Source organism: Sphingobacterium sp. UBA865 (assembly GCF_002295765.1).
Classification (GTDB): domain Bacteria; phylum Bacteroidota; class Bacteroidia; order Sphingobacteriales; family Sphingobacteriaceae; genus Sphingobacterium; species Sphingobacterium multivorum.
Window position 1 is genome coordinate 167,090 of record NZ_DBGB01000042.1, and the last position, 24,394, is coordinate 191,483.

At 41.6% G+C, this 24,394-nt stretch carries 18 protein-coding genes; 6 read left to right on the forward strand and 12 right to left on the reverse strand.

All coding sequences use genetic code 11. The annotated features are described in order from the left end of the window. Nucleotides 1-9: 9 nt before the first annotated feature. The 5 genes from B2O97_RS23755 to B2O97_RS23775 all read right to left on the reverse strand — a co-directional run bounded on the left by B2O97_RS23755 (nucleotide 10) and on the right by B2O97_RS23775 (nucleotide 4,650). Nucleotides 10-636 carry a LuxR C-terminal-related transcriptional regulator gene (locus B2O97_RS23755; RefSeq protein ID WP_070569509.1) on the reverse strand — a complete coding sequence of 209 codons (627 nt, stop codon included), beginning with the start codon at nucleotides 634-636 and terminating at the stop codon, nucleotides 10-12. Between the two features lie 12 nt (nucleotides 637-648). Next, nucleotides 649-2,604, reverse strand: coding sequence for a sensor histidine kinase (locus tag B2O97_RS23760; RefSeq protein WP_172462337.1), 1,956 nt, complete (start codon nucleotides 2,602-2,604; stop codon nucleotides 649-651). A 365-nt stretch (nucleotides 2,605-2,969) separates the two neighbouring features. Then, nucleotides 2,970-3,524, reverse strand: coding sequence for an NADPH-dependent FMN reductase (locus tag B2O97_RS23765; protein ID WP_070569503.1), 555 nt, complete (start codon nucleotides 3,522-3,524; stop codon nucleotides 2,970-2,972). Nucleotides 3,525-3,539: 15 nt separating this feature from the next. Then, nucleotides 3,540-4,022 (reverse strand): DUF2480 family protein, encoded by a 483-nt coding sequence (locus tag B2O97_RS23770; protein WP_286768278.1) that lies wholly within the window; start codon nucleotides 4,020-4,022, stop codon nucleotides 3,540-3,542. A 1-nt stretch (nucleotide 4,023) separates the two neighbouring features. Next, the gene (locus tag B2O97_RS23775) at nucleotides 4,024-4,650 is read right to left on the reverse strand and encodes a superoxide dismutase (protein ID WP_070569497.1); all 627 of its coding nucleotides are present in this window, start codon (nucleotides 4,648-4,650) and stop codon (nucleotides 4,024-4,026) included. A gap of 189 nt (nucleotides 4,651-4,839) precedes the next feature. Between B2O97_RS23775 and B2O97_RS23780 the strand changes: the two genes are divergently transcribed. The 3 genes from B2O97_RS23780 to fabF all read left to right on the forward strand — a co-directional run bounded on the left by B2O97_RS23780 (nucleotide 4,840) and on the right by fabF (nucleotide 7,443). Then, a complete protein-coding gene (locus B2O97_RS23780; protein ID WP_204990747.1) occupies nucleotides 4,840-5,466 on the forward strand; it encodes a helix-turn-helix transcriptional regulator in 627 nt (208 codons plus the stop codon). Between the two features lie 84 nt (nucleotides 5,467-5,550). Beyond that, nucleotides 5,551-6,144 (forward strand): TetR/AcrR family transcriptional regulator, encoded by a 594-nt coding sequence (locus B2O97_RS23785; protein WP_070569491.1) that lies wholly within the window; start codon nucleotides 5,551-5,553, stop codon nucleotides 6,142-6,144. A 60-nt stretch (nucleotides 6,145-6,204) separates the two neighbouring features. Next, nucleotides 6,205-7,443 (forward strand): beta-ketoacyl-ACP synthase II, encoded by a 1,239-nt coding sequence (gene fabF / locus B2O97_RS23790; RefSeq protein ID WP_070569489.1) that lies wholly within the window; start codon nucleotides 6,205-6,207, stop codon nucleotides 7,441-7,443. Nucleotides 7,444-8,095: 652 nt separating this feature from the next. Here the strand turns inward: fabF and B2O97_RS23795 are convergent. Next, the gene (locus B2O97_RS23795) at nucleotides 8,096-8,980 is read right to left on the reverse strand and encodes an AraC family transcriptional regulator (protein ID WP_070569964.1); all 885 of its coding nucleotides are present in this window, start codon (nucleotides 8,978-8,980) and stop codon (nucleotides 8,096-8,098) included. 453 nt (nucleotides 8,981-9,433) lie between these two features. Between B2O97_RS23795 and B2O97_RS23800 the strand changes: the two genes are divergently transcribed. The 3 genes from B2O97_RS23800 (at nucleotide 9,434) to B2O97_RS23810 (ending at nucleotide 14,766) form a co-directional block, all read left to right on the forward strand. Then, nucleotides 9,434-10,822 carry an aminopeptidase P family protein gene (locus B2O97_RS23800; protein WP_070569486.1) on the forward strand — a complete coding sequence of 463 codons (1,389 nt, stop codon included), beginning with the start codon at nucleotides 9,434-9,436 and terminating at the stop codon, nucleotides 10,820-10,822. A 73-nt stretch (nucleotides 10,823-10,895) separates the two neighbouring features. Continuing rightward, nucleotides 10,896-13,070: a S9 family peptidase gene (locus B2O97_RS23805; RefSeq protein ID WP_070569483.1), complete on the forward strand. Its 2,175-nt coding sequence runs from the start codon at nucleotides 10,896-10,898 to the stop codon at nucleotides 13,068-13,070. A gap of 22 nt (nucleotides 13,071-13,092) precedes the next feature. Next, on the forward strand, nucleotides 13,093-14,766 hold the full coding sequence (locus tag B2O97_RS23810; RefSeq protein ID WP_070569480.1) for a M1 family metallopeptidase: 1,674 nt from the start codon (nucleotides 13,093-13,095) through the stop codon (nucleotides 14,764-14,766). A 261-nt stretch (nucleotides 14,767-15,027) separates the two neighbouring features. On the opposite strand, the gene B2O97_RS23815 is transcribed toward B2O97_RS23810, so the two are convergent. Genes B2O97_RS23815 through B2O97_RS23840 form a run of 6 tightly spaced genes read right to left on the reverse strand, consistent with a single transcriptional unit; the run spans nucleotide 15,028 to nucleotide 24,261 of the window. Further along, nucleotides 15,028-17,259 (reverse strand): S9 family peptidase, encoded by a 2,232-nt coding sequence (locus tag B2O97_RS23815; protein ID WP_070569477.1) that lies wholly within the window; start codon nucleotides 17,257-17,259, stop codon nucleotides 15,028-15,030. Next, complete coding sequence (locus B2O97_RS23820; protein WP_046675729.1) at nucleotides 17,246-18,670, reverse strand: APC family permease; 1,425 nt, start codon at nucleotides 18,668-18,670, stop codon at nucleotides 17,246-17,248. The genes B2O97_RS23815 and B2O97_RS23820 overlap by 14 nt, the downstream gene beginning before the upstream one ends. Nucleotides 18,671-18,676: 6 nt before the next feature. Continuing rightward, nucleotides 18,677-20,449 carry a DUF885 family protein gene (locus B2O97_RS23825; RefSeq protein WP_217493567.1) on the reverse strand — a complete coding sequence of 591 codons (1,773 nt, stop codon included), beginning with the start codon at nucleotides 20,447-20,449 and terminating at the stop codon, nucleotides 18,677-18,679. 28 nt (nucleotides 20,450-20,477) lie between these two features. Next, entirely contained in the window at nucleotides 20,478-21,743 is a 1,266-nt protein-coding gene (locus B2O97_RS23830) for an NAD(P)/FAD-dependent oxidoreductase (protein WP_286768279.1), read from the reverse strand. A 23-nt stretch (nucleotides 21,744-21,766) separates the two neighbouring features. Beyond that, nucleotides 21,767-22,765, reverse strand: coding sequence for a 4-hydroxyproline epimerase (locus B2O97_RS23835; RefSeq protein WP_070569471.1), 999 nt, complete (start codon nucleotides 22,763-22,765; stop codon nucleotides 21,767-21,769). Nucleotides 22,766-22,803: 38 nt separating this feature from the next. After that, entirely contained in the window at nucleotides 22,804-24,261 is a 1,458-nt protein-coding gene (locus B2O97_RS23840; protein WP_070569468.1) for an aldehyde dehydrogenase (NADP(+)), read from the reverse strand. Nucleotides 24,262-24,394: the final 133 nt, after the last annotated feature.

A 24,394-nucleotide genomic window follows, 5' to 3' on the forward strand; every position in this document is an offset into this window, starting at 1 on the left:
GAGCGGTCTCTATTCGAGTCCCAACAACTTATGTTTCATTGCCAGCTGTACGAGCTCAATCATATTTTTAACTTTGAATTTAGTCAGGAGATTGCGTCGATGCGTTTCAACCGTAACTGGACTTAAAAACAACTGTTCAGCAATTTGGTTGGTCGTAAGTCCCTTGGAGATCAACGTCAAAATCTCTTTTTCACGCTGTGTAAGCCGAGGTAGACCGCTGATCGTCGAAATTGCACCACGATAAAGTTCTTTTGCCCGATCACAAACGGCCTCTTTCCCATCGAGCCCGAGCTCTACGCAGCGCAGGAATTCTTCGTTGGTAACATCCTTTAAGATATAGCCATTTCCACCAGCCTGCATAAACTGAAAAATAAGGTTTCCATCGGCTAAATTGCTCAATGCAACAATGGGAATCATCGGAAACAGTTTCCTCACCTGTGTACAGACATCCACCCCATTTGTCTTTAACAGCTGCATATCCATCAGGATGAGATCGGCCCCCGTGATCTTTAAAAATTCAATTAACGCAATCTCTTCCAAAAAGGGGTATACGAGATACCCATCCTGATTATTGAGAAAAGAAGCGACACCTTCCAACAATAAGGGATGATCGTCTAACACTGCAATTATCTTCATGACTCCGCTTATTTAAACCGTTACACCAATTTCGATCTGCGTTCCAGATCCAAGCTTACTCTGAATATCAATTGATCCATTGATCCATTTCACCCTGTTGACCATATTATTTAAACCCAATCCATAATTTAACACAGCAGAATCAAAGCCTTTGCCATTATCCTCAACGAGGATATGGAGTACTTCCTCAGATTTACTTACCTGAACGATAATTGAATCTGCATTTGCATACTTTAGTGCATTTGAAATAGCTTCTTGAACAATTCGATACAGGGCCAACCCCTTTTGAAAGTCCACATTCAATTCAGGCTCGTAGTTCTCAAACTGGATCGAAACGTTACTATTTTTCATCGCCATACACAATTGCTCCAATGCTGCTATCAATCCAAACTGACGCAGCGATTCGGGCATCAGGTTATGGGATATCCGTCTTACTTCACCTAAAATATCGTTCAACTTCTGCGGCACTTCATCTGTCAAGAGCGTACTCTTTGCCACATCGCCGGCAATCTTAAATTTTAAACCTGTCAACATGCCACCTATGCTATCGTGCAGATCTTGGGCAATACGCTGACGCTCCTGCTCCTCTCCTTTTAGCATCGATTCCGAAATTTGCAACTGCTTTTCCTTTTCCATTTTGTCCAATGCGATTTCGTGATTGAGCTGTATCTGTGTATTAAGCTTCCTTTGTTTTCGATAGGAAAAAGTAACAAATAGCACAATAAAGAAAAGCAAAACGGCAATACCCAAAACGAGGAAAATCCGAAATTGGTTGCGTTCCTTTTCTGCGCGCAGATTCAGAATCTCTTTTTCTTTTTCTACGGTTTTATATTTTGCTTCCATCTCATTCATTTTCTCCAACAATTGGACCTTCTGAATACTGTCGGATAGCTGATTTGCCTTATTGGACATTTTCAGCGCATCCTGATAATTACCCATCAGCTCATTTACAGCCGCCAGTTGACTGTACACAATTTTACTGTTGTAAAGATCTCGCGTTAATAATCCATTTTTTACGATTTCCTCCAACTGTAGTTTAGCATCAGCATACTTTTTCTGCAGGAGATACACATTAAACTTTCTGAACCGCATCATCTGGAATAATTTCCAATTGTTCATTTTCACCGACCAATCCAACCCGATATCCAGCAGACGAAGGGCTTCATCAGTCTGTTGCTTTGTGGTAAAATAAAGCGCCTCATTGTAATAGTAATTGGGTAATTGCGAAGAATTTGGATAATCTTTCAAGAGCTGTTTGACTTTATCCAGTAGCACTCTTGCTTCTTTAGATTTCACCTGATAGCAATAATTGCTGACTGTATTGAGATAAGCCACCACAAGTGCTGTACTCGGCGGTTGCTGCTCGAGTTGCTTGATGGCCAATTGATGATATTCATCAGCTTTTGCAAGCTGATTGGACGACATAAAGGTCATGCCGATCATCGTATTTATACTACCTTCCATGATGGGGTCATGTGCTTTGGCATAAGGCAGGCACTTCCCGTTTAGGATATCCAGAAAATCAGCAAATCCTTTTTTAGGAAATCGAATCAAGCCCAGATTATACCAAGCTTTGGCCAAAAGGCCCTGCTGAAAAGGTTTTTGCGCATTTCCAAGGAGGTCTACACATCGTTGGGCTTCAATTCCGGCATTTTTACTATCCAGAAATTGTCCATAATAAAAGCTTTTGTAGAGTGCCCCCATCGCCTGTAAACTCCGGAATGGTTTGGCGAAACGCTCCCCCGCCCGCATATGATCCCAAAATTTGGTCGTATCCCTAAATCGATAGTAATCTGCCAAATAAAAATACTGCATCGCCTTCACACTGTCATCCGAACTCGACAGCAATAACCTTTCCGCATCAGATCGATATTTATTCTCATCCAATGGCAGAAAACTCTGTGCAGTTACAAGATGCACAGTAAAGTATACTATAAAAAAGGCAATTATCTTCGTTAACTCTTTCAACTGAAACATTATTAATCCAATTTCTTAATCATTTAAACAATTAAACTAAATGGGGCCTTTTCAGCCAATGGTTTCATAATATGCAACAAGAAAGTCTGATGGTGGTTCAAGACTTCTCCCTACGTCTAAATTTGCGGTCGATCCGGCTTCGTCAAAGTCGACAGTAGAAAACGTAGGTCGGAAAACCGCAAAGGCAATTAGCGGATCCAAAAAACAAAGATATATCTCCGCGATGAATTGCTAAAGATATTCTTCTACTTTTTTGAAATTAATTTTCCATACAGGATTTGGCCAGTCTATTTAAATATAGGCTAAAACATCTTCCGTTGATAAAAAAGCCTCTCGAGCGATCGAGAGGCTTTTTATCAATGATATTCGCTGCTCTTTTTGGTAGCAATATCGATCAGCAAGTCAAGCTTACATTGGTAAGCCGAAGATACCACATGTGGATTATCCGGCTCAAAAAGCATAGATTTCATCATAGGCACACTAAAAGGCAATGTCCAGGCGCGGAGCGACTTCGCGATAGCATCCATTGCATTAATGCCCTGTAGTGCGTGTACACCATCGGCCCAACAAACCAGTCCGATATGTTTATCCGTCAGGTAAGCCGGTTTATTTTTAGCACTGACCTCAAGCCAATCCAAACAATTTTTCATGACACCGGGAACACTACCATGATAAAGTGGAGACAACCAAAAATGTACATCCGCTTCCAGAAACTGGTTATTCATAATCTTGACGGCATTGGGTACCCGATTGAGGCTCAAATCAAATAAGGGTATTCCGCTATCAGCCAGGTTAAAAATCGTATTTTCAACACCTCGTTGGTTTAGTTGGTCGGAAAAATAGTGTGACAATTTTCCCGAAGTAGATTCTTGCCTTCTTTCCAAGGCGCCATTGAATATTAATGCTTTCATTATACTTTCCCTTTTTTAAAAAATAACTTTTGGCATACCAACCTCACCATACATCAAGGTCTGCACAATAGGAATCAAACGTTCCGTCGCCAACATATAAAGTGACGCCGGGATATTCGGACGGGCCCGTATGACAACCTTTTGCTGCTGAAAATGCGATAGATCCATTGCTTGCAAAGCCTGTATCCACAAATCTATTTCCAAAGCCTCTACCGTCTTAAAATCGTAATACGCTGCAACAGGATGAAGTTTTTCCGCCAGGGTCATATAGACCCAAGGCGGGATAATTGCGTCGACAGAACAGTTGATAGCAACCGCCTGATTTCGGAAAGCAGACCAGTCCACCGCGGTCAACGCTTCTCGGAATTCCTTTTCTTTCACGATTGCTTCCCGATACAACAATGTTTTGATGTCAAAACTTTGGATGGCGAGATTGGACTTAAAATCAATCAGATCTAAAGCCAATATACCAGTGTTTTCAACTTTATTTATAAACATATCAAACCAAGCCTGCAATCACGGCATCGTATTTTTGTTCAACAACAGACCAATCCAAAAGCGACCAAAATGCATCTAAATAATCGGCCCTTTTATTCTGATATTTCAAATAATAGGCATGCTCCCAAACATCGACACCCAAAATAGGAAAACCCCTGCCGATCGATTGTGTATCCATCAGGGGATTATCCTGATTGGCGGTTGCGACGACAGCTAAGGCACCGGAATGCTTAACATAAAGCCAGGACCAACCCGAACCGAACTGCCCAAGCCCCGCATTTTTGATATTGGCTTTGAGCTCTTCTAAAGAACCAAAGGCTGCATTTATCTCATCTGCTAACTTCCCTGTAGGTACCGTTTTTGGATTGGGCGATAAGATTTCCCAAAATAACGTATGGTTAAAGTGACCGCCGCCATTATTGCGGACTGCTGGGCTATATGTACTTATGTTTGTGAGTATATCCAATAGCGTGTCAGCTTCGCTTTCCGATCCTTCCAATGCCTTATTTAGGTTGTCGACATAAGCTTGATGATGCTTTTGATGATGAATCGTCATGGTCTCGCGATCAAAATAAGGTTCAAGCGCCGCATAGGCATATGATAACTGGGGTAATTGAAATTTGTGCATAGTTTTATTGTTTTTTATGATAAGTCAAAACTAGAGAATCAATTTTAATAAAACAACTAAACAGTTGTTTTATTAAAGTCATAAAACTAAATTCGAAAAGACTAAACCTGTATCTGAAACACTTTTTAGAACAAAAAATAAAAATGCTATCTTTGTTGGTAGTACATAAAACAACTTTTTTATTGTCAAATGCAGAAAAGTCCAGCTGATCGAATATTGATGTTATTAAAAATGCGCCGAGAAGCCACAGCAGCTGTGATTGCAACAGCGTTGGCGATAACAAAAGAAGGCGCCCGTAAACATTTATTGAACCTCGCGAATCAAAACCTGATCGTATCCAATGCCCGTAGCGAAGGTATAGGCCGCCCCTCGACTTATTACAGTCTGTCGCCACAGGGTATGGCAAGATTCCCAGATAGTCATGCCGACATTACAGTACAATTGTTGCAGTCGATTAAACAGGTGCTTGGCGAGAATGCGTTGGATCTACTGATTAGTGACCGGGAGTCTAAGGTATATCAGAAATATACTGAAGCGCTATCAGGTATTGAATCCATCGAAAAAAAACTTGAAATTATAGCCGCAAAAAGAACAGAGGAAGGCTATATGGCTGAATGGAGGAAAGAAGCCGACGATTATCTTCTCATTGAAAATCACTGCCCCATATGTGCCGCAGCGACCGAATGTCAGGGATTTTGCCGGTCAGAACTGAATAATTTCCAGCAACTCATCGGTCCGGCCTTTCGCATCTGTAGAACAGAATACATCATCGAAAACGCGCCTCGCTGTACCTATCGCATTTCAAAGGCGAAGTAAAACCAATTTCTAAGACATTCCTGCACAAATTACTAATATACCAAAAAGTATTTTTTATATTTGCATTAAAAGAACAGGAATAACATGTCAAAAGCAGAACAGACACGGCAATATATCATTGAAAAAACTGCGCCCATTTTTAATAAGAAAGGCTATTTTGCGACTTCGCTCTCGGACATCACGACAGCGACAGGATTAACAAAAGGAAGTATCTATGGTAATTTCAAGGACAAAGATGACCTGGCTACTCATGTGTATACCTATCAGAGCAAAAAAATCGCCGAAGCCGTTAATCAGCAGATTATACAGCAAAAAACAGCGTTAAAAAAACTCTTGTCTTTTCTAGATTTCTACAAGGAAAATTTCAAAAATATCGCAGCTTCAGGAGGCTGTCCTATGATGAACGCGGCTGTAGAGGCCGATGACTCGCTGTCTTTTCTAACACCTAAAGTCAAACGCTCTTTTGACCTATGGAGACAACAGTTAATTCTAATCCTTGAAGAAGGAGTTGCCAGCGGCGAATTTAAACAGCATATTTCTACCGAAAATTATGCTATTACGTTTATGGCTATGGTTGAAGGCGGAATCCTGCTTTCCAAGATTTCCGGCCGAGCAAAAGATCTTGCCATTGTATTGGATAAAATGAAGGATATGGTGGATCGGGAGATCAAGGCGTAATTTTTTTTACAAAAACAAATACCAATTGGTATATTAATACATTTATATCAAAAAAAAGAGATGAAAAGAGTAGTAATAACTGGCATGGGAACGATTAACCCGCTGGGAGAAAATATAGACATATTTTGGGACAACATTTTACGGGGCGAGAACCATACAACGCTTATTAGCCGTTTTGATGCCTCGTTGTTTCGAACACAGATTGCAAGTGAAATTAAGCATTTTCAACCCGAAAAATACTTAGATAGAAATGAGATTAAACGAAGTGATCTCTTTACGCAATATGCTTTGTACAGTGCAGCGCAGGCGATGGAAGATTCGGGACTAGATCTCGATACCATGGATCCATTTGATATCGGTGTGATCTGGGGTGTTGGTCAGGGTGGAATGGAAACTTTCGAAAACGAAGTTGAGGCTTACGTAACGGGAGATTATAAACCGAGATTCAGTCCTTTCTTTGTTCCTAGACTTATTGTGAATATGGCTTCAGGCATGATTTCAATGAAGTATGGCTTAAAAGGAATCAATTACACCACCGTATCAGCTTGTGCCACATCCAATACGGCCTTTATGGACGCCTTTAATTACATTAGGCTCGGCAAAGCCAAAGTCTTCATCAGTGGCGGTTCAGAAGCCCCCATCACACCGGCATCAGTTGGCGGCTTTTCTGCAATGAAAGCCATGTCGAGCCGGCATGATAGTCCACAGACTGCGAGTAGACCCTTTGACCGCGATCGTGACGGTTTTGTCATGGGTGAAGGAGCCGGAGCACTCATCTTGGAAGAATATGAACATGCCAAGCAAAGAGGCGCAAAAATTTACGCAGAGCTTGTTGGGGCTTCAATGACCGCAGATGCTTACCATATGACCTCGCCCCATCCCGAAGGGATAGCGGCAGCCAAAGCCATGTCATTGGCGCTGGAAGAAGCAAAAATCGATATCAGCCAGCTCGACTATTTGAATCTCCATGCGACTTCCACACCAGTGGGTGATATCGCCGAACTTAAGGCCGTGCAACGGGCTTTTGGAAGCCCAAATAATCTATGGGTCAGTTCCACCAAATCGATGACAGGACATTTACTTGGGGCGGCTGGCGCTATCGAAGCAATCATTGCCATAAAATCCATCAACAATAATGTAATTCCTGCAACTATTAATATCGAAAATATCGATCCCGATATTCCCGAAGGAGTTCAGATTGTCATCAATCAACCGCATGAAAAAACAGTTCAGACCGCAATGAGCAATGCATTTGGCTTTGGAGGACACAATTCGAGTATCGTCTTCAAAAAGATTTAATTTTTTTGAAATAATTCTTGACAAAGTGTAAAAAACACACTATCTTTGTAGTATCATAATTTAGGTTTATAATTGGTTATTTAAGGTTTTCATTCTCCCCGTTTGAAAACCTTTTTTTTTGCCTATTTTTTTCATCAATTGCACGTATAGATCTGCTTTTTTGAATCGTTATTCCTGTTTGAAGGTCTTTAGGTTTATTTCCAGGAGTCGAATGGGTATAGAATTAGCATCACATCTGCATATCAACTTATAGCTAATCACAATTTTCAATCAATTTTTAGACAGTGATTCGTCACTCGTTATTCAGTTTCCACTGAGTCATCACTGAACGAGCACTGAACAAACACTGAACGAGCACTGAACAAGCACTATCTAAAACTATAATATAATTCCTACTTGATCCACAGTTGATTCGAAAAAAATTAAGACGAAAAAAGATAAGAGAGAACATTCTAACTGTCTTACACGTACATTGGAATTTAAAATGTGGTAAAATAGCAATTAAAGGATGCTATTTAAAGGCTATAAAAAACAGCGAGGCAACGGAAGTTGCCTCACTGCAAACCTGTTCTTTCATTTTACGAGTTTTAAATCGATAGTTGCCTTGTTGTACTTTAGCGGCAAGCCTAAATCTTGATTTCGGTACTGTATTCTAAATCACAGAGTAAAGCGTTTGTTTATATTGCTGCACATATTCTTTCGGATTGCAGCCTACGATTTGTTTAAAAACCCGATTAAAATTGGTTATGCTATTAAATCCGCAGTTATAGGCAATAAATGAAACACTGTCTAAGTGATCTTCATTTAACTGGTTACATACTTCCTTGACTCTTATTCTATTGAGGTAGGTGACAAAGGTAACACCGCAATGCTTTTTAAAATAACGGCAAAATGCCTGTGGAGTAAGATTAGCATGATCAGCAACATCCTCTAAGGTAATTTCGTCCCTATAATGTTCTTTAATATAATTACAGATAAAATTTATGCGATTCGGTCCTTGTATATTATCAAAAACCACTTCTACCCTTTCATTACAAAGCGCTTCTGCTTCACGGGATATATTTGCTAAAGACCACAATAGATAGAAGAAATGCATCAGTTTATCCATTTGGTCTGCAGATTTTAATAAACAGACCCGTTCTGCTATTTGGGGAAAATATGAATCGGGAACCTTAAACCCTCTTGAGTTGTTATAAATAAACTGATTCAACGATTCAAATTCCTCCAGGGAAAAAAGCGATTTAAGCCTTCCATTTGGATCGAAAAAAATGGAAACGGAGCGAGATTCATTCGAGAATCCGTCCTGGGAGGCAGACTTAAATACATGTGGTTGATTCGCTCCCAAAAAGAAAATATCATTTTCCTTAAAAGGATGTAAGGTGTCTTCCACAATCAAAACTCCCTTACCTTTTTTTATCCACATTAATTGAGCTTCTTGATGTCGATGGAAATGAGGATAAAAAGTTTCCAATATATCTTCTTGAATTGTTAGACTCTGTCCTCGCATGGTCGGCACATTAAATTGGAGCGTTTTCATATAGGTTTGTTTAGTTTTATGTTTACTGTTTAGTAACATAAATATAACAACTCCAAAGCAACAACACGACTTGGAAATAAAACATAAAAATACTATACTAAAATATGTTTAGTATTCGACAATATTTAATAATCCTCTAATAATACCACACACAAAACAACGAATTGACAATAAAAACCCATTTATATTGGAAAAATGGGTTAAAATACAATTAGACTTTGATAAATTGTGATAATTATTATTCAATAGAAAGATTGAACTTTATTAAATTTCGTTTTTAGCACTTTTTAGTATAAAAAACGGAGAACATATCATTTGTAACAAGAACAAACACTACACATTAAAGAAAGACCTTTTAAATAAATCATTTTGAAGCGCATAAATTTTACGATATTCGTACTACACAATAGGCACCTAATTAGACAATCCAACTTCAAATAATTCCCAAAACTTATGTTCAAAAAAGAAGTATATCTTAATCGCCGAAATAATCTGTTATCAAAGTTCACAACTGGCAAAATTCTTTTGCTAGGTAACATTGAAAATCCGATCAATTTTGAGCACAATACCTATCCATTTCGTCAGGACAGCAGCTTTTTATATTATATAGGTATCAAAAGTCCATGTTTGGCGGCCGTATTGGATGCTGAAAAAAACGAGACCATATTATTTGGCGACGAAATGACAATCGATGATATTGTGTGGATGGGTCAACAGCAAACTTTAGCTGAAAAGGCAGACCTGTCGGGTATCGACAAAATCCTGCCTTTCAATCAACTTTTCGACTACCTTAGCAAAGGAAAACAGGAGGATATTCACTATCTTCCTCCTTATCAGTCGCATAATAAATTATTACTTGAGCAGCTAACCGGCCGTACTGCAAATCAGCTCACCCCCTCTGTGGCTTTGATTAAAGCAGTCGTCGCACAAAGAAGCATTAAATCGGCAGAAGAAATCCTCGAACTGGAGAAAGCGGTAGATATTGCCGTTGAGATGCATCGTATCGCTATGCGTATGACAAAACCTGATTGTTACGAATATCAGATCAGTAATGCCATGCAGCATTTTGCGCAAGATCAGGGTACCTCCTTCTCCTATCCACCGATAGTTACAAAACGTGGTGAAATCCTACACAATCATATGCAATTTCACCAACTTTATGCAGGTGATCTGCTTCTCAATGATTCGGGCGTCGAAACCGCTATGGGCTATGCGTCAGACTTGACCAGAACCTTTCCTGTAGGAAAACGTTTCACTGCGTTACAAGAGGAAATATACCAGATTGTTTTACATGCGTTTAAAACGGCAGAGCAGCTCCTGACTGCCGGAATCCACTTTAAAGAAATTCATTTAAAAGCTTGTGAAGCGCTTGTAGACGGACTTATACAAACAGGATTTATGAAAGGGAATACGCAAGATGCTGTCGCGAACCATGCCCATGCACTTTTCTTCCAATGTGGACTCGGCCATATGCTCGGCCTCGATGTACATGATATGGAAGATCTCGGCGAGCAATATGTTGGATATACCGAAGCAGAACCAAAGGATACCCAAACTTTTGGCATTAAATCGCTGCGGCTCGGTAAGAAACTGGAAGCTGGTAATGTGCTAACCGTTGAACCTGGCATCTATATTATTCCAGAACTAACGCAGCTTTGGGAGCAACAAAATTTACACAAAGAATTTATCAACTATGATTTCTTAAATAAACAGCTTGATTTTGGTGGGGTTCGTATTGAAGACAATTACTTGATCGAGCAGAATGGATACCGACGTCTCGGACAATACCTTGAACGTGAAATCCAGGAAATCTATCAGCTTAAAGACAATCCAATTGACTAAATAAACTCGTGATAAAACCTTGAAAGTGAACTGAAATCTTTTTTGGGGATTCTTAAAAAAAACAGATAAACAAATGAACAGAATTAAACAGTTAATCTTTATTATCCTTATACTGGTTTTTTATGCGCCAAATTTACTTGTTGCACAGCGATTGTGGACAGATCAGGGTGACCAGTATTATGAATTTTCCGACAAGGGAATAGAAACGGTAAATCCGCTAAATGGCATGCGGACAGTCTTCCTTTCGCAACAATTACTTATTCCAAAAGGCGCGACGGCGGCCTTAAAGGTCGAAAATTTTTCCATCTCCAAAAATAAGGAGCTTATTTTGATCTATACCAATAGCAAAAGAGTATGGCGAGAGAATACGCGCGGTGATTATTGGGTTTACAACAAGAAGACCAATCAATTGCAGCAACTAGGCAAGAAATTCCCAGCCTCGCAACTGATGTTTGCGAAGTTTAACCCGCAAGCGGATAAAGTAGCATACGTGAACAAAGCTGACCATAATATCTACCTAGAGGATCTCGCCAATGGCAGCATTGTTTCGGTTACTAACGATGGTACAGACCGTTTAATCAATGGTACTTTCGACTGGGTATACGAAGAAGAATTTGGTTGTAAAGACGGTTTCCGTTGGTCGCCGGACGGCACTTCCCTTGCTTATTGGAAACTTGACGCCCGCAACATCCGCAATTTTCTAATGATCAACAATACCGATAGCCTCTACTCCTACACCATTCCCGTAGAGTATCCTAAAGTTGGACAATCACCGAGTGCCTGCTCCATATGGACTTATGAACTTGCAAATAGCAAGAACACACAGATCAATATCCCGGGAGATCCCAACCAGCATTACATCCCACGTATGGAGTGGTGCCTTGATAGCAAACAACTTATTCTGGAGCAACTCAATAGAAAACAGAATGAGAGCAAGATCTACACTGTTGCACTCTCCGATAATAAAGCGCAGAACATACATCAGGAGCAAAGCGATTCGTGGATTGATATCAAAGCACGGTGGAACAACAACGATCCTTCCGGATGGGACTGGGTTCAAGGCGGCAAGGCCTTCATCTGGGTATCTGAAAAGGACGGCTGGCGCAAAATTTACCAGATCGATCTAGCAGGAAATGAGAAGCTGGTTATGAAAGCCGATTATGATATGATCAATCTTGATTTTTTTGATCCGAAAAATGAAACCATTTATTTTACGGCCTCGCCAAGCAATGCGACGCAAAAATACCTCTACAGCGTATCTACAAAAGGTGGCGTTCCAAAACGACTTACACCAGGCTCATACGAAGGAACCTGCGATTATGATATTTCAAAAGACGGTAAAATCGCCATCTTCAACTTTAGCAACCGGACAACATTACAGCACAATGCCGTTATTGAATTACCGACCCACAAAATACGCGTCGACTTTGAACTGAAACGTGAAAAGAAAGTCAGCGACGGCATTGCGGAGTTTTTTAAAGTTAAAACCACCGAAGGTATTGAATTAGATGGCTGGATGGTAAAGCCACTGGATTTCGATCCCAATAAAAAGTATCCTGTTGTCTTTATGGTTTATGGCGAACCCGCATCACAAACTGTGATAGACAATTTTGGTGCAGGTTATAACAGTCTATATAAAGGAAATATGGCACAGGACGGTTATATTTATATTTCGTTGGATAATCGCGGTACGCCTGCTCCTAAAGGCAGCTCTTGGCGAAAAAGCATCTACCGCAATATCGGACAGCTCAATATTCGCGACCAGGCTTTAGCAACGCAAGAAATACTGAAATGGCCGTTTGTCGACAATTCACGCGTGGCCGTTTGGGGCTGGAGCGGTGGCGGATCGAGTACGCTTAACCTATTGGGGCAATATCCGCAGATCTATAAAACCGGTATTGCCATTGCAGCGGTAGCCAATCAGTTACTATACGACAATGTATACCAAGAACGCTATATGGGCCTTCCGCAAGAAAATCTGGCGGACTTTGAAAACGGCTCGCCACTGAAATATGCAAAAAATATCAAAGGCAACCTACTCTACATCCATGGAACTGGAGACGACAATGTGCACTATCAAAATGCCGAAGTCCTGATCAATGAACTGATCAAAAATAACGTGCAGTTCCAGCTGATGTCTTATCCAAACCGCAGCCATTCAATTAGCGAGGGACAGGGCACACATGAGCATTTAAGGACATTATTTACAAACTATCTAAAATTACATTGTCCTCCGGGAGGAAGATAGACTGAATCGTTATTATTTAAAAATGAAAAAAATACTGTTATATGCATTGGGTACCTGCGGTCTATTGACCGCAGGTATACAGCAATCGGCAGCGCAGCTGATGAAAGAAAAAAATGAATTCACAAGAGCGGATTCACTGCGCGGATACCTGACGCCATTACGCACCTGCTACGACATCCAATACTATCATCTGGATGTTAAGGTGGATATAGATAATAAATATATTTCAGGTTCAAACCTTTTCCGTTTCAAGGCCACGACTGATTTTAACCGCCTGCAATTTGATCTTTTTGCAAATTTAAAAGTAAATAAAGTCATTTATAAAGGGAAAGAACTTTCCTTTACCAGAGAGCACAATGCGGTCTTTGTCGAATTTCCTACTGCGATCAAGAAAGGGACACAGGATGAATTTACCGTGTTTTATGAAGGTCATCCGACAGAGGCGGTTAAAGCTCCATGGGATGGTGGCTTTGACTGGAAAAAAGACAGCAAGGGCAAACCGTGGGTAGCAACCGCATGCCAGGGTATGGGCGCGAGTGTCTGGTGGCCAAACAAAGACCATCAATCCGATGAAGTGGATAGTATGATGATTTCCATTGCCGTCCCAAAAGAGGTGATGAATGTGTCCAATGGTCGCCTGGTCAAAGTAGAAAAAATGAAGGATGGTTATACCAAATACCATTGGAAAGTCGCCAATCCGATCAACAACTACAATGTCGCCATCAATATCGGCGATTATGTTCATTTTAAGGAAAAATATAAAGGTGAAAAAGGACCATTGGATATAGATTACTATATCTTGCGCGAAAATGATACGGCAGAAAAGAAAGCCCATCTTCAAAAAAATGCCAACCAGACCTTAGAGGCTTTTGAACATTGGTTTGGTCCATATCCGTTCTATGAAGATGGCTATAAGCTTGTTGAAACCTACCATACAGGCATGGAACACCAAAGTGCCATCGCCTATGGAAACCATTATCAAAATGGCTATCGTGGCGGGGATGCGTCGGGAACTGGCTGGGGACATAAATGGGATTTTATTGTGGTCCACGAATCTGGCCACGAATGGTTTGGCAACAATATAACCTCCGCTGATCTGGCCGATATGTGGATCCATGAAAGCTTCACGAACTATTCTGAAGGTTTATTTATCGACTATTTCTATGGCAAAGAAGCTAGCCAAGCGTACGCTCATGGTATCCGAAGTGGAATCCAAAATGACAGCCCCATTCAGGGCCCCTACCACGTCAATAAAGAAGGATCTGGCGATATGTACCCTAAAGGCGGTGTCATGCTCAACATGATCCGTACAATGATTGACAACGATGAAAAATGGCGAAATATTCTCCGGGGACTAAACAGCAGGTTTTATCATCAGCAAGTCGATTATAATGATATCGTCAACTACGTAAATCAGCAATCCGGTTTAGACCTGTTAAAAGTATTTGAACAGTATGTACAGCATACCGCCATTCCTACACTGGAAATCAAACAAGATCCTTCGGGGAGAGTCTTGGGCCGATGGATCAGTGAAGTCAAAGGCTTCCATATGCCTATACATATTGGCGTAAAAGGTCAAAAAAGAGAACTTATCCAGTTGGATCAACGTTTCAGACCGATTAAAATAGCCGGTTTAACGAAAGATAATATTGATATCGATACGTTCAACTATTATGTTGGCGTATTGGTCGAATAAAACGGATTCAAGGTTACAGACATAAAATAAATGCAACGCCCCGGAAAGTAAGTCACTTTCTGGGGCATTGTATTTATTGAACCACTCTTATCGCTTCATAAGTATTCCCAATTGGACCCTTCATGACTTCGCAAACACCAAAAGCAATGAAAGCAAACTGAAGGTTCCTTCTGTCCAATAAGATCAGGTACTTTCAGAAAAAATAGGCAATAAACCTACATTACTGGATCATTCATTATAGGATCATTAGCCTACTAACGATCAATACTGACTCCATACAGGCGGGTCTACGCCAAGTAGATGTTTAACAAAATAGTCCCTCCTTTTTCGTTCACCATAATCTCCCCCAGAAGAATGTCCCATCCCAGGAACCATAATAAAATCATGGTTCTTACGCGCTTTGATCAAGGCATCAACCAATTGGAAAGTGGATGAAGGATCCACATTTTCATCCAGTTCTCCAACAATCAACAAAAGATTTCCTTCCAGCTTAGCGGCATTTTCAATATTGGAGCTGGCCGCATATTCAGGCCCTACAGGCCAGCCCATCCATTGCTCGTTCCACCATATTTTATCCATTCGGTTATCGTGGCAACCACAGGAGGAAACACCAACTTTGTAAAACTCCGGATGGAATAACAGCGCGCCCGTCGAGCTTTGACCGCCAGCCGACGTTCCATAGATCCCTACTCTACCGATATCCATGTATTTGTATTGTTTCGAAGCGGCCCGCATCCAGGCGATCCGATCGGGAAAGCCCGCATCTTTCAGATTTTTCCAACAGATATCATGAAAAGCCTTTGAACGATTTGACGTCCCCATTCCATCGATCTGCACCACGATAAAGCCCAATTCCGCCAATTCATACATCCCACTCGGGTTGCTGTAGAATGATTTGGGCACGAAAGAGCTATGCGGTCCCGCATAAATATATTCGATGACAGGATAACTTTTTGCAGGATCAAAATTGGTCGGTCGAATAATAATACCCCAGATATCCGTTGCACCATCCCGTCCCTTGGCTTTAAAGGCTTCTGGAGCACGCCAGCCTACCGCTTCGAGCAAGCTGCTGTTTGTTTTCTCCAGTTCCATGATAAGACGACCATGGTTGTCGCGCAATACTGAAATTGGCGGCTGATCAACTCGGGAATAGGTATCCACAAACAAGGAATAGTCTTTATTGAAAAAAGCTTGATGATTTGCATTTTCTTCCGTCAGCAGTTTTAAGCCCTTTCCATCTAAACCGATTGAATAATAATGGATCAAATAGGGATCTTCCTCTGCATTCATACCACTGCCTTCAAAAATGACCGTTCGTTTGTCAGCGTCGACATGTACGACTTTCCGAACCACCCAATTTCCCTTTGTGATTTGATTTTTCACTTTTCCAGTAGATCCATCATAAAGATACAGGTGGTTCCATCCGTCACGCTCAGAAGCCCACACAATTTCCTTTCCATCGGCTAGATCCTCCCGATATTTCTTACCGCTATAATCGATAAAGGTCTTATTTTGTTCTCGGATCAAATAACTGGACATACCGCTATTGGCATCCATTTGCATGACACCATAGACCTGATGCCCGCGTTTGTTATACTCGAAGGTAAATGCTCTACTGTCATCGCGCCAGGATAATTCCGAAAGATAAAATTGATTCGGTATAAGCTCCGCATCAAATACCCACAGTTTATCTTTTTCGAGATCATATAAAACGGGTAGTTTTTGCGCTAATTCGTCACCAGGTTTGACATAATCTCGTGTCTGAATCTTTGGCTGTAATTGATCTTTAGGGGAAGATTCAATAAGCGTCAGTTGTCTGATCTCTATTTTTTGTGTTTTTACTGTAGCCAATTTCCGGCTATCCGGTGCCCATTGAATATCATTGCTATAGTAGTTTGACGTATTACCATCAAACGTAATTTGTCGCGCCTGATTTAAGTTTCCCTTCTTTGCTAAGAAAACATTATTGTTGCGGATAAAAGCAACATGTATTTTATCTGGAGATTCAACTTCCCGATAGGTATTTCCTTGTTCACGCTGCCCCCAATATCGCGGATTGCGCTCTTTACTTCCACTTGCAGCGCCCTGGCTCAATTGCGAGGAACGGCGGTTCCAGATCCAAAAGTAGCCCGCGATATCGAGCGAAACTTGATCTTGATCCATCAATTTTATCTGATCATTGGAAATAACGCGATTTTCGACTTTTCGTTCCAGCTTTTCATCCACCAAGGAAAATACCTTCGTTAGATCAAACAGCGGTTCTTTTGTTTTTGCCTGGGGATTGACCAAAATGTACTCTTTTCCCTGCGCCGTATTTCGATCATACCAAAACAGGTCCCCCCCATCATTCCAATAAAACTGCCCCGGTAGATTTTCGATTTTATTGGTCAATTGTTTTTTTAGGTTTTGTGCACGGGTATAATCTACCAAAGTTCCTTGACCAAACAGAAACTGTGCAGACAACAACAAAACCACTGTACTAAGAAACTTCATATTTTCTTCGCTTAGGATTGATTAAATAATAGATCGGGATACCCAATAGTGCAATGATAATGCCTGGCCAGGTATAATTTGGTTTAAAAATTACCATCAAGCCGATAAAGGCTAGCCCCATCAGAATATAAAGAATGGGAAGAAAAGGATATCCAAATGCTTTATAGGGTCTGTTCAAATCCGGACGCGTGATACGGAGGCGAATAATACCTGCAATTGCAAGGACATAAAAGATCACGACCACACAGGTAATCATATCCAATAAGTCACCATATTTTCCACTCAAACACCATATTGACGCTGCAAGACACTGTATCCAGAGGGCCCAGGCGGGTACCGCATGTGCATTCAGCTTGCCTGCCCTTTTAAAAAACAAACCATCTTTAGCCATGGAATAATACACCCTCGCGCCGGCCAGGATAATTCCATTATTGCAACCGAAGGTACTAATCATGATCATAATGGCTATAATCGTGATCCCAAAAGGGCCGAATACTTCTTGTGCCACACTCATCGCTACCCGATCCTTTGGTGCGTTGACCATAGCTTCCAAAGGCAATATGCCCGTATACATTAAATTGGTCAACAGATAGATGACGGTGACCAGCAAAGTCCCTAATGCCAGACTCAATCCGATATTGCGTTGCGGATTCTTAATTTCGCCCGCTACAGCTGAGGATGAGTGCCAAGAATCGCTACTGAAGAGGGCTCCGACCATAGCCGCAGAAAAAGCACCCATTGCTGAAAACCCATCATAAGATGTGTAGGTTCCATCCACATTTAAGCGGCGCATGGACCAAAGCGAAATATTGTCCCAGTTCAAAGCCCAAACTTCATGTTTCAAAGCCAGGAAGCCAAAGAGCAACAAAAGCAACAGGCTCCCAATTTTGATCAATGTAATGGATGTCTGCACACGCTTTCCGCTATTTACACCCCTTGAATTAATGTAGGTTAATACCATAATGACCGCAATGGCCAGCACCTGTGCTGCCGAGACGCGGTAATCTGACCATTCAAGCAGATAGACATCTTCGTCCATAAAGGGGAAAAGGTAGGCAGTGAATTTAGCAAACGCAACGCCGACGGCGGCGATTGTCGCGGTTTGTATCACAGCAAAAAATGTCCAGCCAAATACAAAACTCAATACGGGACCATAAGCCTCCCGAAGATAAATATATTGGCCACCGGCCTTGGGAAACATCGCGCTGAGTTCACCATAACTCAATGCTGCTGTTAAAGTCATAAATCCACAGATTAGCCAGACAACCATCATCCAACCCGCAGAACCGGTATTGCGTGCGATATCTGCAGAAACGATGAAAATTCCAGAACCAATCATACTTCCAACAACAAGCATCGTTGCATCGAGCAATCCCAGCGACTTTTGAAAAGTTTGTTTTGACTCACTCATAAACACCTAGTTGTTAAAATGATAGAATTTCCAATTTGTCTCATGGTCTGGTTTTAATTGCTCGCCTTTGATAATCGCTCTTAGCATTTCCATGGGCAGGTAATTTTCTTTAATCACACGATCATGAAAATCAGCAAATGACATTTTACCCTGATCAACCACCTCCTCTTTGATCCGCATCAGTTGTAATCCGCCGACCAGATAAGCCAACTGGTATAAGGGATCATATGAACCTTCAAAAGACCTCTTTACTTCACCATGGGCATTAGCAGACTCAAATCCCACCCTGTCTACCAAGTAATCTATGCATTGCTGCGGCGTCCATTCACCCAAATGAAATTTAATACTAAAGGTTATTCGCGCACAGCGGTGCATACGCCAAAATAACATTCCTATACGCTCTTCGGGAGTTTTGGCAAATCCTTTACTATACAATAATAATTCCCAATAAAGTGTCCATCCTTCTGTCCAAAAGGGTGTATTAAACGCTTCCTCGCGATAAGGCTTGTAGCGCCTATTCATAAAATATTGCAAATGATGACCGGGGACCAATTCATGCTGCACAGTACCGCGGGAGAAATAAGGATTATTACCACGCATACTCATCAATTTTGCCTGTTGATCCATCGTGTTGGTTGGATATGATATACTAATTTCCCGACCACCCGTAAAAAAAGGGTTGACACGCTGACGTTCTGGGGTCATCATGATCATTCCCCAAGTTTCATCTGCCAGTTCAGGAATATCCATGAGTTTATTTTTTTGAATAAACTGCTGTGCATCGTTATACAATTTCAGGATGAGTTCCGGCTGTTTACCAATGGGAACGTAGGAGTTTTTAACCTGCTCCTGTGCTGCCCGCCAGTCGTCTCCAAACCCCATTTCACGACTCGCTTTCAATAACTCTGCTTCACACCATTTAAACTCTTGATCAGCCAATTTTAGCAGATCGGCAGCTGTATAACTGATCATTTCAGCTTTGAGTCTTCGGTTTATTTCTTTTTCGCCAATCGGCACACCCGCAATCTGGCTACCATCATCAAAAACTTTCCGGTCGCTTTTTGCGGCTAATTTCTCCTTATAATCCGACAATTTACTTTTCACCTGTTGAAATATGGCGGGTACCCACCAGGTAAATTCAGGGTCGTATCCATTATAGAAATCGAAGGTGCTTGTTATCCTTAAATCCAAAGAATTTAATAGGCCAACCAAAAAGTTCACATCTGCATCAGGAATATTGGTCTTTTCTTGCAAAGCGGTTATCGATCGATCGATTTCATCGACAACCCGCGTCAGCTCTTTCGCGACATCTTCTCCCGCCAAACGTTTTCCTCGACGACGTTCCTTTTCGAGTTTAAATATTCGTTGTGCAAAAGGTAAATACAGGGATAACCTGTTGTAATTCGACTCATGTTCTTTCAGTGCAAGGAGATCACTTTTTAGTTTGCGCTTCAGTAAGATAAAATCCACCTGCCCAGATGTTTCAAGTTCTTCATAGGGAAATTTGTCCAATTTGTTCAAATATTCGTTATCCAAACGTTGAAGACGTGCCAGCTGTTCGGGCGATGCTGCAGCCTGTTGATTGCCCCAGCCTTTGGGCATTGGACCATAGAAATAGTTGATCGCCTCAACATCATGCCCATATTGCACGATATAAGGTTCTATGGGGGTGGTATGCTCGTATAATTTCATCTTTTGTGCATGTGTGGATACCGGGAATAGAAAGAGTAGTCCATAAAACAGTGTTTTGGGAGCTTTAAAAGAAAAAGAACGATTCATAATTCAGGTATTGGTTTATATCATAATTTTATCGATCAAAACGATCGGGCCTAAACCCATCAATATCAGCCTGTATTTTTTGTCCGGCCAATAAATCTGCAATGATTTTCCCGTATGCTGGACCTAAACTCAAGCCCATCATCCCACCTCCACCGGCAACCAGGACATTGTCAAATTTTTCCAATCGTCCCAAATAAGGCAATCCATCGAGCGAGCAGGGCCTATAACCATACCATATTTTTTCCTTTGGATAATCGACTTGTAGCTCCGGGTAATATTTGGGAATAGACTCTACTATGCCACGAACACGATTTTCATAAATTTTATCATTTGCAGGTCCCAATTCCATCGTACCACTGAATCTGATCTGGCCATTCATGGGGGTTACAGCAACACGAGCTTCCAGTAATAATGCCGCATGATTCAAGCTCTGCTCACCCTGGGGCTGATACATAAAAGAATATCCTTTTCCAGGCATAAGCGGTGTATTTAAATGCAACTTTGAAGTCAGCTGCGGCAAATAAGCACCGCCAGTCAAGACAAAAGCATCTGCCTGAAAACTTCCTTTATTGCTGATTGCCTCTTTAATCTTATTTCCGGCCGTCATAAATTTATGGACTTCAGTTTCTTCGAAAAAAGCAACACCTGCGGCTTTCAGGTATTGAATCAATTGCTGCATTAACTTGGGTGGATATAGTTTTCCATCGCAGCGATAAAGTATAGCACCCAATACATCTAGCTTCAGATTAGGTTCCAGTTCTTGAACGGTATTTCCTTCGAGGATATCGACATCGAGTCCGAGGTCCTGTGCACGATGCGCCAGCTCAATCTCCTCATGTTGCATTTCTTTCGATTTATACATCATCAGGATACCATTCTGCTTCAATTCAAAATCAAAATTATCTTCTTGGGCCAGTTCGTCATACAAGCGGCTGCTATAGAGATTCAGGTCACGTATGGCGGAAGCATGTTGCTCCACATGCGTGCGGTTGGCATGTTTTAGGAATTTCAGACCCCAATTGATCAACCGCGGATTGAGCGAAGGCCGTACATAAAAGGGGCTTTTACTATTGAACATCCACTTTATTCCTTGCGCGACTATCCCGGGGGCTGCCAAGGGCGTAAAATGACTGGGGACGATCATGCCTGCATTGCCATAAGAACAATTATTGTCCAAAGTATTTTTTTCCAGGATTTTCACATCCCAACCATCTCTCACCAGGTAATAGGCCGAAGCAAGACCAGCAATTCCAGCACCTATTACAACAACTGTACCTCTATTATTTTCTTTCACGTTGCTCTTTTCTTATTAATGTATTAAATCACCTGAAAACCGCCAAAATAAGGATCTTCATCATCCAAAAAAATGGTATTATATCCTGTTATCCGTGCCCAGCCTTCGATGGACGGCACAATAGCAGGCTTACCATCCACGGTTGTTTCCGCTTCAATTTTGCCGGTAAATTGTGAACCAATATAACTTTCATGTATAAATTCCGTTCCTTTTTTAAGCTTCCCTTTCGCGTACCACTGCGCCATACGCGCCGAAGTACCTGTACCACAAGGAGAACGATCCAAGGCATTATCGCCAACCAGTACGGCGTTGCGTCCGGACGAGTTGGGAAGCGTTGGATTACCTGTCCATTGGATATGTGTCAACCCATGAATATTCGCATCTTCGGGATGAACAAAAGCATATTTTTCGTTGAGCAGTTGACGAATTATTTTCCCATAATGGATCAATTGGCTCGCAGAATAAGAACTGATATCGTCAAAATTAGCCTGGGGATCAATAATACCATAGAAATTGCCACCGTAGGCAACATCTACGCTGATAATTCCTAAATCTGGACAGTCTACCGTTAGCCCTTCAGCATATAAAAAAGACTTGACGTTAGTAAGCTTTACGCTTTTCACCTTAGGACCCTCTTGAATATAATCGATATGTACAAGCCCTGCCGGAGTTTCCAACCTTAATTTTCCGGGAATTTTAGGTTGAACGAGTCCCTCCTCGATGGCAATCGTTACGGTACCGATCGTTCCGTGTCCGCACATAGGCAGACAACCACTGGTCTCAATATAAAGAACGCCGATATCGTTTTGCGGATCAAATGGTGGATAAAGCATACTTCCACTCATCATGTCATGTCCCCTTGGTTCAAACATCAATCCTTTGCGAATCCAGTCGTACTCACGTATAAAATGCAATCTGCGCTCCATCATGGAATTACCCGCTAGCAATGGGGTTCCCCCTGCAACCAATCGTACGGGACAACCACAGGTATGCGAATCAATACAAAAAAAAGTCTTCTTCATTTCTGAGTCCTTGTTGTTTATATGGTCATTTATCTATATTATGCTTTCGTCCATTGTTGATTGACCAGACGATCAATTTGTAATGGGTTTCCGTCTTGTAGCTCTTTAGGTAAAAACTCATTCGGCCAATTCTGGAAGCTAAAAGGTCGGACGAACCGTTTTACCGCATCTGGCCCTACTGAAGTAAAACGAGCATCTGTGGTTGCGGGATAAGGTCCGCCATGCTGCATGGCATACTGAACCTCTACGCCTGTTGGCATACCTTGGAACAGCAGTCTTCCGCATTTGTCCTGAGCCATTGCAAAAAGAGCCGGGCATTCATGTATGTCCTGCGCCGTGGCAGCGAAAGTCAGGGTAATCTGCCCATCAAGCTGTTGCATGACAAGATTCATCTCATTTTGGTCGTTACAGGATACAATCAACCCAAAAGGTCCAAAAACCTCTTCCAGCAAGTTGGGGTTGTTCAACACCTGACTTGCTTCAGTTTCGACAAGTAAAGCTCGGGCAAAATCATGGTGTGTATTATCTTCTCCTTCCCCCAATACGCTGATCCCTTCCGATTGAACCATTTCGCTTTTTAGGCGATTGTAGCTATCCAGAATACCCGCATGTAACATTTTCCCTGTAGCAGCAGATTTTAGTTCGCTCTTTAAGGCCAGTTTGAGCCGATCGAACGGTTCGCCCGCCAAGCCTACCAATACACCCGGATTAGTACAAAACTGCCCTACACCGAGGAGTAATGATCCAATATACTGCTTTGCAAATGCTTCCAGATGATTAGCGAGGTAGTCTTGCAAAATAAAAACCGGATTTACGCTTCCCATTTCAGCAAATACCGGAATAGGTTCAGGTCTCGACTGCCCTAAATCAAACAAGGCTTTTCCGCCACGAAATGAACCTGTGAATGCCACAGCCTTTACCTGTTTATGGCTTACCAACTGTTGTCCAACAGCAAATGAATCTGACAGTATATGATTAAAAACACCGATTGGGGCACCCTGTTTTGAAACCGCACGATCAATAGCGTCAGCCATTAATTGAGAAGTTTTAAGATGCGCAGGATGAGCTTTTACGATGACTGAGCAGCCAGCACCAATGGCACTTGCTGTATCTCCGCCAGCTGTTGAAAAGGCGAAAGGAAAATTACTCGCGCCAAAAACGACCACTGGACCAAGTCCTTTGTTATATTTCCTTAAATCAAATTGGCCATTTGGATCCCGATCTATCCGAGCTTCACTGTATAAACCAGTACGAACAGCATCGGCATATCGACGCCATTGATTGACTGTTCTCGCCTTTTCACCCTGCAGTCTTCCCAAAGGTAGTGCCGTTTCCAGATGAGCAGTTTCAATCAATATTTCGCCCAATTCCTCAATTTCAGCGGCAATGGCATACATCAATTCCGCTCTTTCGATGACATCCTTTTGCTGAAGAAACTGAAATCCAGCCTCCGCCTGTTTTACGACGTCATCAATCTCATTTTCGTTTCTATCCATTCCTTTTGTTTTTATTGTAAGTAGTATCTTCAAAAATCAATAAAAACCTTCCCTATATTTTCATTCCTTGCGGTTATTCAATATAATAAGAAGGTCCTTCTCGCCTATTTTTACTTGGTCCCTAAAAGAAAAT